Genomic DNA, 11,961 nt, shown 5'->3' with positions numbered 1-11,961 from the left:
AAGAAGGAAGAAGGAAGAAGGAAGAAGGAAGAAGGAAGAAGGAAGAAGGAAGAAGGAAGAAGGAAGAAGGAAGAAAAGCCAGGGTTTTAGCAAGTGAGAAAGTGTTAATTGTCTTAGGGCTTGCTATATGTTTATTGTGAGCGATCGCACTTTAGTAAAGCACAAAACTGACTTTCTGGACTTGCACACAAAAACTCAAGCGTTCCGGTTTTTTGTACCAGGGCTGATCGCTGCTAATATGTGTTTTCTTAAAAAGCCAGGTTTCTCCGTAAGGCATAACTTTATTGTAAGATATTTACACTAACTGTAAGGAGCATCGAAAATAATGCGAATTTTAATGATGGGCGGTACTCGGTTTATTGGGGTTTATCTTACTAAGATTTTAGCAGCACAAGGGCATGAAGTGGTGTTGTTTAACCGGGGCAACAAGCCTGTACCGGTTGCGGGCGTAAAACAGATTCAGGGCGATCGCACAAATGTCGAACAATTGAAAGAAAAGTTATCGACGGTCGAGTTTGACGCTGTTTTTGACAACAACGGCCGCGAACTCAGCGATACAAAGCCTTTAGCTGAAATATTTAAAGGGCGGGTGCAGCACTTTGTTTACATGAGCTCTGCGGGGGTTTATTTGAAGTCGGATCAAATGCCTCATATTGAAGGGGACGCTACTGATCCTAAAAGCCGGCATTTGGGTAAATGCGAAACCGAAAATTACTTGGCCACATCGGGTTTGCCTTGGACTTCGATTCGCCCGACTTACATTTACGGCCCCCAAAATTATAACGATTTAGAGGCTTGGTTTTTCGATCGCATTGCGCGCGATCGACCGATTCCGATTCCCGGTAACGGAATGCACTTCACGCAGTTGGGGCACTGTCAGGATTTGGCTAAAGCAATGGCGGCGGTTTTGGGCAACTCTAGGGCGATCGGGCAAATTTACAACGTTTCGGGCGATCGATTTGTCACCTTTGACGGTTTAGCCCGCGCCTGCATTCAAGCGGCAGGCAAATCCCCTGATGCTATTAAGATTGTACACTACGATCCGAAACAATTTGACTTCGGCAAAAAGAAAGCTTTTCCGATGAGATTACAGCACTTTTTCGCTTCAGTTAATAAAGCTGTCACCGATCTTAACTGGCAGCCGGAATTTGACTTAGTTTCTGGATTAAAAGATTCTTTTCAGAATGATTATGTAGTTTCGGGGCGGGACAAAGCTGAGATAGATTTTTCAGTCGATGACGAGATTTTGAAAGCAGTTTGAAGTTAAGTTATAGTGGGAGCATCTCACTAGCAAAAATCTAGCACCCGCCCTAACCCTCCCCTTAGTAAGGGGAGGGAACAAGAAACATACCAAACAGACTGTCACAGTAAGGTTTGCAGCCGTGTTAATTCCAAATCTCTAAGGAAAAAAATAACATGAGATTTATCAATCCCAAAATAGATTTTGCATTCAAGAAAATATTTGGCTCCAGCCAAAGTACAGAGATTTTGATTAGTTTCTTAAATGCCATACTCTATGAAGAAGAATCGATCATTAAAAGCTTAGAAATCCTCGATCCTTATCTTGGCCCTCAAGTAGCCGGAGCTAAAAATAGTTACTTAGATGTCAAAGCGCTACTTAATGACGGCACATTTGTGATTATTGAAATGCAAGTTTTGAAGGTACAGGCATTTGGCAAGCGAGTTTTGTACAATGCAGCAAAAACCTATGCACTCCAATTAACAAGAGGAGAATTATACAAGCAATTGCGACCTGTGATTGCTTTGACTATCACTGATTTTGAAATGTTTCGCGGCGAGCAAGATGTGATTTCGCATTTTGTCTTCAAAGAAAGAAATCGCTTGTCTGATTATCTACAAAATGACATTGAGTTAGTATTTGTAGAGTTGCCAAAATTTAAGAAAGAATTGGATCGACTGGAAACTCTTACGGACAAGTGGATTTACTTTATCAAAACTACTGGCACTTTGGATGAAGTACCTCAAACAATGGTCACAGTCCCGGAAATTCAGAAAGCCTTTGAAATTGCCAATCAAGTTAGTTTGACACAGGAGGAATTTAACATATTACAACAGCAAGAGTTTTTTGCTCAAGATCAAGAGGGTTCAGTGGCTGTAGGCCGGGAAGAAGGCAGGGAAGAAGGCAGACAAGAAGGCAGACAAGAAGGACAAGTAGGGTTAATTAGGCGTTTGCTAAGTCGCCGTTTAGGTCAAATAAACCCGGATATTGAAAGCCGCATTCGCCAATTGCCGATCGACAAATTAGAGAATCTTGCAGAAGCCATGTTAGATTTTTCTAATGCCGAAGATTTAACAGCTTGGTTGGAAGCTAATTCTCCAAAAGACTAGGAATATTAGGTAAATCTCATGCTTGGAATAACACTCGGCAATCGCTACAGCATTATCCGTCACTTGGGAGGCGGCGGATTTGCTCAAACTTATTTAGCTGAAGATAAGCAGCTACCAGGCAATCACCTCTGCGTCGTCAAGCAGCTTAAACCTCAAGCAACCGATCCGGAAACTCTACAGGTAGCTAGACGTTTATTCGATACCGAAGCACAAGTTTTGTACAAGTTGGGAAATCACGATCGTATTCCCCGACTTTTTGCTTTTTTTGAAGAGAATCAAGAGTTTTATCTAGTTCAAGAATTTATAGAAGGTCACGATTTAAGCCAAGAAATTACGCCCGCTTCTCCTGGAAACGCGGGAGTCATGCAGGAAGATGCAGTCATTTGTATATTGCAGGAACTTCTGGAAATTTTAGACTTTGTACACCAGCAAAATGTGATTCACCGCGATGTCAATCCCCGCAATATACTCCGCAGAGATAGAGACGGAAAATTAGTTTTAATTGACTTCGGCGCAGTCAAAGAAATTACTACTCAAATCACCACTCCTCAGCCCAAGAACAGCTTGAGTGTCAGCATTGGTACTCCCGGTTATATGCCCAGCGAACAAGCTCATGGCAACCCGAAACTCAGCAGCGATATCTATGCCGTCGGTGCGATCGCAATTCAGTTCCTCACTGGCATAAATCCTCACCAAATGCCAAAAAACCCCGATACAGAGGAAATTATTTGGCAGGACAAAACATCCGTCAGTCCTGAATTTGCAAACATTTTAGATAAGATGGTAAAGTACGATTTTCGGCAACGTTATTCTAGTGCAGGCGAAACGCTGCAAGCTATTAAAGAATTGAAAAATTCTTTCAGCGGTACAGTTCCTGTATTGCCTCCGGTTGCTGCTGCGAATAAGACTGTAAAATCCCGAAAAAAACTGTATTTAAAAATATTGTCCATCGCGAGTTTGATTGGCATCAGTATTATAGCATCTATTTATGGTGTAAACACTTTTAATTCTGCCAATGCAACTGACCTGTACAACCGAGGCAATACTCTTTACAATTTAAGCCGATTTGAAGAAGCTCTTGCCGCTTACGATCGAGCAATAAATCTCAGGCCAGAGTACGCGGAAGTCTGGCAGGAAAAAGCAAAAACTTTGTACACATTAAAAAAATACCAAGAATCACAGGCAGCTTATGATCAAGCAATAGAATTAAAGCCGGAATACTTGGAAGCTTGGACGGGACGCGGTTATGCTTTGGATAAGTTGCAACAGTCTCAAGAGGCGATCGCATCTTTTGATAACGCTTTGAAAATCCAGCCCGACTATGCCGCCGCCTGGGAAGGCAGAGGCGATAGTCTGTTAGATTCGCAGCGGTACGAAGAAGCGATCGCATCCTACGAAAAAGCGGTACAGTTTCAGCCCAATTTGTACGGTGCTTGGTACAATCGGGGACAAGCTTATCAAAAATTAAAACAGTACGATCGAGCCGTAGAATCCTATGAAAAAGCAGTTGAAATTAAATTCGATAATTCTGAAGCTTGGTACAATTTAGGCAATGTTTTCCTCGAATTAAACAAAAACCAAGAAGCTTTTGAAGCCTACGAAAAAGCCGTGCGGTTTCAGCCCAATTTTTATCAAGGCTGGTACAGTAAAGGCATCGCTTTGCTGAAAATGCGGAGGCATGAAGAAGCGGTAGAAGCTTACGAAAAAGCTGTTAAATTAAAACCTGATTATTATCAAGCCTGGTACAATTTAGGTTGGTCGTACCACGAACTACGCAAGTACGAACAAGCAATTCAGTGTTACAGCAGAGCCTTAGATTTAAACCCGAAAGAATCTCAAGCGTGGTACAATAGAGGCAATGCTCAGTACAATTTGCAGCGGTACGAAGATGCGCTAGTCTCTTACAATGAAGCCGTCTATGTCAAGCCTGACTACTCGGAAGCCTGGTACAGCCGTGGCAATGCACTTGTGGCGGTAAAAAGATACGAAGATGCGATCGCCTCCTATGACAAAGCAATTCGCTACAAACCGGATTACCGAGCGGCGATAGAAGCAAAAAAGCGGGCAGAAAGTCAGCTAGGAAGAAGCCCGCTAGAATCCGAACAACAACAATAATTGTTATTAGTTCCCTTAAGCGGACTTTGTTTGACAAGAAGCAATTTTCATTGCCAACTTTTATCTTTTAGCGAACAGCGGGAGCAATTACGGTAACTCGGCGGCTGTCTACTAACATCGGCCAAAAACCTCGATCGCTCAATGCTTTTACCGCATCCGTAGCGGCGTTTTGATCCGTTGTATAAGCGACGAATAAAAATGGACGCTGGCCGTAGGAAGCTAAGCCTACTTGCGTGCCTAATGCTTCCCTGACTTGGGCGGCTAATTCCGGTTGGTTGAAGTAATCTACTAACACTGCATAACCAGGGCCCAGGGGTTGGGGATTGAAGGCAAGATTGCCCGTTGAAAGATTGGTGATTGGTTCAGAACCTGGTGCTGGCTGAGGGTTGTAGACTGGCAAATTTTGGGGTAGTGCCGCTGCGGGCGATCGTACTACGTAAGCTTGCAATCCGACAACATCTTCGATGTATTTAACCCAATCGCTGGCGATTTGCGAGTCGCGAAAGCCACCAACTCGCGTCACCGTGTCATTGATGTACCGACAAACTGTGTTGTTAGTATTTCCAGGGAAAGAGCGTTTTGCTCTTTCTTGCTGTTCGGGTGTTCGGGTGACAATTAACAGTAGATATTCATCGGACTGGGGCGGTTGGCAGCTCGATTGAGCTTTAACAGAACTCGATAAAATTGTCAAGGCAAAAATGGCTATCGAAGTAGAAGAAAATAGGGGTAAAGACAAAATAAATTTGTACAGTTTACCCCTAATTGTTGTTAGTTCTTTTGTCTGGTATTTTGCTATTTTGTTCATGCTGTCTGTAGTGAGGCAAGGGCATCTGGAATAGTTGATGATGGTGCTTGAAATTCACCTGTCAGTACATATTCTAATCGCAGTTTCAACCAGGTGATGAAAACTGGATCGGTAGAAATAATAGCGGCGGCTGGCTGAGGGCATTTTGCTTTAACTTCTGCCATAGTCGGTGCTTCTAGGAAAGCGGGCTGTTTGACTAGCCAGAAGTCTATTTGTTTTTCTTGTTCGTTGTAGTTGCGAGTTCTTTCTTTAAACACTTCATCTAGGGCTTCTTCTTCTAGCAAAAAGCGTTGGCTGGCTAAAACGTAGTAGTAGGTTTGCATTTTTCTCGGTTGTTAGAGGTTGACGGTTAGCGGTTAATGCCGCCTGTACCGACCAGTTTTGCTGGTCAGGGGCGGGTTTGCTCAGTTGCGGTTGTTGGAGAGTTCTAGACTCTTGTGCCGTTTACTTTACCTTATTTGTTGTCATCTTGGGTAGATGCAGAGCAAGTCGCCTCAGAAAAATCTTTTGTGGTGAGAGTTGAGGGAGTTGTGAGAGTTGCGAGAGTGGCTGGTTTTTTGGGGATTTGGGCGATTATTTTTCCGGCTGGTTATTTGCGGGAAAATTTAGGTGACAATAGGAAATTAGATGGAATTGCAGGTTGAACAATTACCAATTATTGAGGCAATCTGGGGGCTGTTAAACCTGATTGGGAGTGGTTTGCATAGGAAAATACTTCAGACATTTTTTGATTGCCAACCGTAAAAAAGGCTTTCATGACGATTCGGCGATCGAGCTGCCTGCGTTACAATCAAGGGTTTGTGGCTACTACCTAAAAACTGTCCTGACTATTGTATTGAAATGTAAAATGTGTGGATTGATTTGCTCTGACCGAAATAGCGATCGCCCCGCTGTCACTTCCCCCATCCCGTCAAAAGCGATCGCCCTCCGCCCCTGCTCAAATAAGCTCAACAAATCAGCTAAATTTGTTGCCCAGGGAATGCAGCCAAAGGCTAAACTAATCTAAGTTTTACCATAAAATTTTCTCCCCGTTCATGAACATCGCTTATTTAGTCAACCAATATCCCAAAGTCAGCCACAGCTTTGTCCGCAGAGAAGTCCTAGCGGTTGAAAATTGCGGCATGAAAGTCGCACGATTTTCGATCCGATCCTGCGAATCAGAACTCGTTGATGAGGCCGACAAACTAGAGCAACAATTGACTAAAGTAATCTTAGGAGTTGGTGTACAGGGGTTAGCGTGGGGTTTGCTGCGCGTTGCCGCAACTAGACCAATTCGATTCATCGAAGCTGTGCGGTTAATGTTCAAAGTTGGCTGGCACTCGGAACGGGGGATTTTGCTGCATCTAGCTTATTTAGCAGAAGCTTGCATTCTTTTAAATTGGTTTGCAGAATCGGGTATCGCACACGTTCACGCTCACTTCGGGACAAATTCCACAACAGTCGCTATGCTGTGCCGCGTGCTGGGCGGCCCGACTTACAGTTTCACCGTTCACGGCCCTGAAGAATTTGATAAAGCGACTCTTCTTTCCTTAGACGAAAAAATTAAACGATCGACCTTTGTAGCAGCAGTTAGTTCCTTCGGTAAAAGTCAGCTTTTTCGGTGGTGCGATCGCACTTTGTGGTCAAAAATTCACGTCATACACTGCGGCGTAGATGCTGCATTTTTAGCTGCACCCTACGTCCCCATACCCGCAGCACCCCGCTTAGCTTGCATTGGGAGGCTCAGCGAACAAAAAGGTCATTTGTTATTGCTAGAAGCTGCTAACTTGCTAGCAGTTCAAGGCTTAGAGTTTAAGTTGGTACTCGTAGGAGACGGGCCGCTGCGATCGGATATTGAGAAGCAGATTGCACAACTAAATCTGCAAAACCATATAGAAATTACCGGCTGGGCCAGTGGCGATCGAGTTCAGCAAGAGATTTTAGCTTCACGGGCAATGGTATTGCCTAGTTTTGCTGAAGGTTTGCCCGTCGTAATTATGGAAGCCCTCGCTCTCAATCGACCCGTAATTAGCACTTATGTTGCTGGCATCCCGGAACTCGTAGAACCCGGTGTTTGCGGTTGGTTAGTTCCTCCCGGTTCCGCAGAAGCATTAGCGGTAGCGATGCGCGCGGTATTGGAAGCACCTGTAGAAAAGCTAGAACAAATGGGGCAAATAGGAGCCGAGAGAGTAGCTCAACAACACAATGTTGATTTAGAAGCAAAAAAATTAGTGGCGCTGTTTGAGAGTGCTTGAGAATGGTGCAAAACCTATTGATTAACTGACATCTTGCATCATTATTAATAAGTCTTTCAAGGGCAGGCAGAATGCCCAACCCCTACTCCCCACAGGAAAATTAATTGTTTGTGGAACAGGCATCTTGCCTGTTCCTTTAAATAAAAGAACCTACTTACAAACTTTTTAAGGAATAGGAACAGACCGCAACAACTTGTCAACAATCGTCTTAGCCCTTCTTCCCCCCGCCGGAATCAACCGGTGAGAAAGTACGTGCGGCGCCAAATACTTCACATCATCCGGGGTAGCAAAATCCCGGCCCTCCATAAATGCCAAAGCCTGCGACGCCCGGTGCAAAGCCACCGCACCCCGGGGACTTACCCCCAGAGTAATCTCCTCATCCTCCCGCGTCGATCGCACCAAATCTACAATATACTGTTTCAAAGAGGCTTCCACCTTCACACCAGCGCACAAACGACGCAATTCCTGCACTTCTTCCAAAGAAATACAAGGCTGCAAATCTTCAACAGCAAAACTATCAGAAAGCCGTTCCAACATTTGCAACTCTTCCAACGCAGCGGGATAGCCCAAAGTCAAAGACAAAGTAAACCGATCCATCTGCGCTTCCGGCAGCGGAAAAGTGCCTTGATATTCGATCGGGTTCTGAGTCGCAATCACAAAAAACGGCGCGGGAACATTTCGAGAAACTCCATCTACTGTCACCTGCTTTTCTTCCATCACTTCCAGCAAAGCTGACTGAGTTCGCGGCGTCGCCCGATTGATTTCATCGGCAAGCAAAACATTAGCAAAAACTGGTCCGGGCAAAAACTCAAACTCTCCGCTGCGCGGATTCCAAATATTAGTACCGGTGACATCCGTCGGCAACAAATCGGGAGTGCACTGAATCCGCTGAAACTTCCCATCGATCGATCGCGCCAAAGACTTCGCCAGCAGCGTTTTTCCCACACCAGGCACGTCTTCCAGCAGCGCGTGTCCGCCCGAAAGCACCGCTACCAACACCAAGCGAATAGCATCGGCTTTGCCAACAATAGTTTTGCCTAGATTTTGTTTGAGCCGCTCAATATGTTGTCTCATATCCCTGATTTCTAATTGTTAATTGCGAATTGCTAATTGCTAATTGTTGAAAAGATATCAAGATTGCCAAAATCTTGAGTCTTTGCCTTGCGGACTTCGTATTTGTACAACTAGAATTTAGTCTGACTCATCTTGCACCATTTTTAAAAGCGATCGCCTGTTCTAGATCACATAATTATTAGACTTTAGCAGTTAAGAGGCTTCTAGCAATATCGCAATCTGCCTGAATTTGAGTTTTGAGAGATTCCAGAGAAGCGAATTTTTGTTCGGGTCGCAAAAACTCTACTAAACTCGCGCTCAAGGTTTTACCGTACAAATCCCCAGACCAATCTAACAGGTGAACTTCCACAGTGGGTTGTAGGCCGTCTACTGTCGGGCGGCAGCCAACATTCATCACCCCATTGACAAAAGATAAATTTGATGCTGTGCCGGGAATTAGAGATTTGGGATTTTCCTGCTGATAGGAAGAACTTTCCTCATTCATCTTTTCCCATCCATGCTTCACCGAGACTCGCACCGCGTACACGCCAAAACGTGGCAAAAATTTTTCCGGCGGCAGTTCGATATTAGCAGTAGGAAATCCGATCGTCCTGCCCAGCCGCTGTCCGCCCACCACAGTCCCGACTAAACTGTAAGGTCGCCCCAGCAACTGATTCGCTCTTGTGAGGTCGCCGGATGCCAGACCTTCGCGGATTGCAGAACTGCTGATCCGATCGCCCTCACCGCAATTATGCAGCGGTACAAGAGCAACATCAATACCGTAACCAGAGGCGATCGACTGCAAATCCACAGCCGTCCCAGCGCGTCCCCGTCCAAACCGAAAATCAACCCCCACACTAATTCGACTCGCTTTTAGTTGTCGCACCAGAATTTCCTCGACAAACTCAGAAGCAGTCAAAGCCGCCAATTCTCGATCGAACGGCAGCAGCACAAGTTGCTCGACGCCCATTGCTGCGAGCAATTCTACCTTTTCTGCCAGAGGCGTCAGCAGTTTTTTCGGTTGACCCGTAAAAAATTCTTGCGGGTGGGGATCGAATGTCACCACAGTGCTGTAAAGTCGATCGCCCCCATCAGAATCGATCCCAGAGAGGCTGTTGCCCTCTGCCCTAGGGTCTATCAAACCCTCGAAATTATGGCGGCTGTCGGCTCGATCCGGCGGTGCTGCTGAGTCATTTTCGCAGGTCGCCGGAGGTTCGCTTTCCAAATTTTCATCTCTGCCAGCGTTGGAGCGCAAGTGTGGCCCCGACGCAATAACCGTCGCAGAATTTTGCCCAGGCGATCGATTTAAAATTGGCTGCACGACTTGTCGATGCCCTAGGTGCAAACCATCAAAGTTTCCCAAGGCAACAGAAGTTGGAGTCAGAGCAGCGGTACAAGAAGAAGTTACCCACACGCTTAAAATTTTGACATACTTAGCCAGATTGCGATCGCCAGTCGATTTTAGATTTTAGATTTTAGATTTTACTCCACAGATAAATCTGGAAGGTTGAACTTGGGTCTAAAGTTTTTGGTTTTCCACGACAGGAGTACGTGGCACGGTATCCGTCTTTGAGTGAGGTCAATCGATTTTCGATTTTCGATTTTCGATTTTCGATTGAAGCATTGACCCCACGGATAAATTCGGGGGGCAAGTTTCATCGGATACAGCTTTTTTATTTCTGGGTCCTGAGTCTGCGAAGGAATGAATCCGGGGGCTTGTATCCTGGATGCTTTCGGTCAGGCCTCGCTTAAATTTCCGATTTCACAGATCAAGACTTCAGAACCATCTGGCAATCTCACATCCCTCAGACATGAACTTGAGGCGCTTGCACCGACGCTTCAGACAAATCGTTATCAGGAGGCAGCAATTGTAACGACAAACCTTCCCGCGCCATCAAACTGTTCGGGAACCTTTGAGCCACTTGTTCTCCCACCCTGTCTAAAAACTCGTCATTGTGCAGCGGATCGTGGTGAAAAATCACCAACTTTTTGACATTAGCAGCCTTTGCCACCTTCACCGCTTCCTGCCAAGTCGAATGTCCCCAGCCGACCTTGCTGCTCTTCTCCGCATAATACTCCTCATCGGTATAAGTAGCGTCGTAGATCAGCACATCAGCATTTTGAGCTAAATACAGCACATTTTCGTCTAAACGATCGGGAAAATGTTCGGTATCAGTCACGTAAGCAGCCGAATACCCCCGCCAGTTTACGCGGTAGCCTATAGCTTCGCCTGGATGGTTCAACAAAGCAGTTTCCACCTTAATATCTCCGATTTCCAGCGGTTGGCCCACTTCTATATCGTTAAATTTCAGGTCTGCCCCCATAATTTGCAGGGGTACCGGAAAATTCGGGTGCAGCATCTGGTCGTGGAGGCGCTGCTGGATAGTAGCCTTATTAGGAGCAATAGCCCCATAGATGTGAAAGCAGTTCCCAGGAATAAAAGCTGGGACAAAAAATGGGAATCCTTGAATGTGATCCCAGTGAGAGTGAGTAAAAAACATATGAGCTTTTACGGGCATCTGGGACAGGAGAGTTTGTCCCAAAACCCGCAATCCAGTACCGCCATCGAAAATTAGGCGATTGTCACCCACTCGCATTTCTACACAGGGCGTGTTGCCCCCGTAACGTACTGTTTCTGCCCCGGGAGACGCTATGCTACCTCTAACGCCCCAGAAGTGAACCGTGAATTGGTTTTGCATACTAGACATGGGTTTTCTTGCAAGATTGTTCCAGCGAGTTATCGATAAGGTGTTTACATATTACTAAGGGCTTTACCATCAAACCCAAGCTCTTTGACGGTCGAGTTCCCCACTTGTTGGAAGTGCCAAGAGTCTCGCTCATCGCGAGAATGCAAAACTGTTGGGCTTGACAACTGAGCAATAAATTACAAGGTAGACTAATCAAGTCTCGATCGTAACTATTCTTTTCTTCTCTTCACTAGCCTAACCTCCGCAGACACACTTTGGGGCCGCCGTTGTGTATGAGTTTGGTCAAAAGCCGCTGTTTTTCCAGCCTCCGCACTTGCCGAACCGGATGGCGCGGTCGGTTGTTTGCCTTGCTGGTTTACCGGTTTGAACCCGGATGATGGCTTTCCTGCTATCTAGTCCGGTCGATCGACCATAATATGCAGGTGTCGGGACTTTTTTGCGCCGATATCTGGCTGATATTGCCGATCGGGCGTAAAGGCGCCTCTACAATAATGACGGTTAATTTACCCGACTTGAGATGCTCCCGCCATCGAACCCCTGCCCATGAGCATCAGGGACTCCTTTTTACGAGAACCCAGTTTAATTAACTCAACTGCCATTAATTCAAAAATCTTAGCAGTTTAAGCTGTTGTGCATTTAAAACGCATATTGGTATAATATAACATAATGATATTCAGAAAAAGTGAATGCCTGCTAA

General features: G+C 45.5%; 10 protein-coding genes. 5 read left to right on the top strand and 5 right to left on the bottom strand.

The window, feature by feature from the left end; all coding sequences use genetic code 11:
• Positions 1-325: 325 nt before the first annotated feature.
• The 3 genes from QUB37_RS28270 to QUB37_RS28260 all read left to right on the top strand — a co-directional run bounded on the left by QUB37_RS28270 (position 326) and on the right by QUB37_RS28260 (position 4,464).
• Positions 326-1,261 (top strand): NAD-dependent epimerase/dehydratase family protein, encoded by a 936-nt coding sequence (locus tag QUB37_RS28270; protein ID WP_333168459.1) that lies wholly within the window; start codon positions 326-328, stop codon positions 1,259-1,261.
• A 155-nt stretch (positions 1,262-1,416) separates the two neighbouring features.
• Positions 1,417-2,349, top strand: coding sequence for an Rpn family recombination-promoting nuclease/putative transposase (locus tag QUB37_RS28265; protein ID WP_333168458.1), 933 nt, complete (start codon positions 1,417-1,419; stop codon positions 2,347-2,349).
• Positions 2,350-2,367: 18 nt separating this feature from the next.
• Entirely contained in the window at positions 2,368-4,464 is a 2,097-nt protein-coding gene (locus QUB37_RS28260) for a tetratricopeptide repeat protein (protein WP_333168456.1), read from the top strand.
• A gap of 67 nt (positions 4,465-4,531) precedes the next feature.
• On the opposite strand, the gene QUB37_RS28255 is transcribed toward QUB37_RS28260, so the two are convergent.
• Together QUB37_RS28255 and QUB37_RS28250 are read right to left on the bottom strand one after the other, a co-directional pair.
• On the bottom strand, positions 4,532-5,269 hold the full coding sequence (locus QUB37_RS28255; protein ID WP_333168454.1) for a hypothetical protein: 738 nt from the start codon (positions 5,267-5,269) through the stop codon (positions 4,532-4,534).
• Positions 5,266-5,592 (bottom strand): MgPME-cyclase complex family protein, encoded by a 327-nt coding sequence (locus tag QUB37_RS28250; RefSeq protein ID WP_333168452.1) that lies wholly within the window; start codon positions 5,590-5,592, stop codon positions 5,266-5,268. The genes QUB37_RS28255 and QUB37_RS28250 overlap by 4 nt, the downstream gene beginning before the upstream one ends.
• Positions 5,593-5,706: 114 nt before the next feature.
• Between QUB37_RS28250 and QUB37_RS28245 the strand changes: the two genes are divergently transcribed.
• Positions 5,707-5,913 (top strand): hypothetical protein, encoded by a 207-nt coding sequence (locus QUB37_RS28245; protein ID WP_333168450.1) that lies wholly within the window; start codon positions 5,707-5,709, stop codon positions 5,911-5,913.
• Between the two features lie 390 nt (positions 5,914-6,303).
• Positions 6,304-7,503: a glycosyltransferase gene (locus tag QUB37_RS28240; protein WP_333168448.1), complete on the top strand. Its 1,200-nt coding sequence runs from the start codon at positions 6,304-6,306 to the stop codon at positions 7,501-7,503.
• Positions 7,504-7,668: 165 nt separating this feature from the next.
• Here the strand turns inward: QUB37_RS28240 and QUB37_RS28235 are convergent, their stop codons facing one another.
• The 3 genes from QUB37_RS28235 to QUB37_RS28225 form a co-directional block, all read right to left on the bottom strand.
• The gene (locus QUB37_RS28235) at positions 7,669-8,577 is read right to left on the bottom strand and encodes a MoxR family ATPase (protein ID WP_333168446.1); all 909 of its coding nucleotides are present in this window, start codon (positions 8,575-8,577) and stop codon (positions 7,669-7,671) included.
• A 178-nt stretch (positions 8,578-8,755) separates the two neighbouring features.
• On the bottom strand, positions 8,756-9,970 hold the full coding sequence (locus tag QUB37_RS28230) for a bifunctional riboflavin kinase/FAD synthetase (RefSeq protein WP_333168444.1): 1,215 nt from the start codon (positions 9,968-9,970) through the stop codon (positions 8,756-8,758).
• Between the two features lie 391 nt (positions 9,971-10,361).
• Positions 10,362-11,264: an MBL fold metallo-hydrolase gene (locus QUB37_RS28225; RefSeq protein WP_333168443.1), complete on the bottom strand. Its 903-nt coding sequence runs from the start codon at positions 11,262-11,264 to the stop codon at positions 10,362-10,364.
• Between the last annotated feature and the right edge of the window lie 697 nt (positions 11,265-11,961).

Origin of the sequence: Microcoleus sp. AT3-A2 (genome assembly GCF_036705685.1) — a bacterium.
Classification (GTDB): Bacteria; Cyanobacteriota; Cyanobacteriia; order Cyanobacteriales; family Microcoleaceae; genus Microcoleus.
The sequence above is the reverse complement of the archived record's forward strand: the minus strand, read 5'-3'. Positions and strand labels throughout refer to the sequence as shown.

Coding starts and splice junctions, on each gene's coding strand:
- QUB37_RS28270 (WP_333168459.1), top strand. CDS start 326: ATGCGAATTTTAATGATGGGCGGTACTCGGTTTATTGGGGTTTATCTT.
- QUB37_RS28265 (WP_333168458.1), top strand. CDS start 1,417: ATGAGATTTATCAATCCCAAAATAGATTTTGCATTCAAGAAAATATTT.
- QUB37_RS28260 (WP_333168456.1), top strand. CDS start 2,368: ATGCTTGGAATAACACTCGGCAATCGCTACAGCATTATCCGTCACTTG.
- QUB37_RS28255 (WP_333168454.1), bottom strand. CDS start 5,269: ATGAACAAAATAGCAAAATACCAGACAAAAGAACTAACAACAATTAGG.
- QUB37_RS28250 (WP_333168452.1), bottom strand. CDS start 5,592: ATGCAAACCTACTACTACGTTTTAGCCAGCCAACGCTTTTTGCTAGAA.
- QUB37_RS28240 (WP_333168448.1), top strand. CDS start 6,304: ATGAACATCGCTTATTTAGTCAACCAATATCCCAAAGTCAGCCACAGC.
- QUB37_RS28235 (WP_333168446.1), bottom strand. CDS start 8,577: ATGAGACAACATATTGAGCGGCTCAAACAAAATCTAGGCAAAACTATT.
- QUB37_RS28225 (WP_333168443.1), bottom strand. CDS start 11,264: ATGTCTAGTATGCAAAACCAATTCACGGTTCACTTCTGGGGCGTTAGA.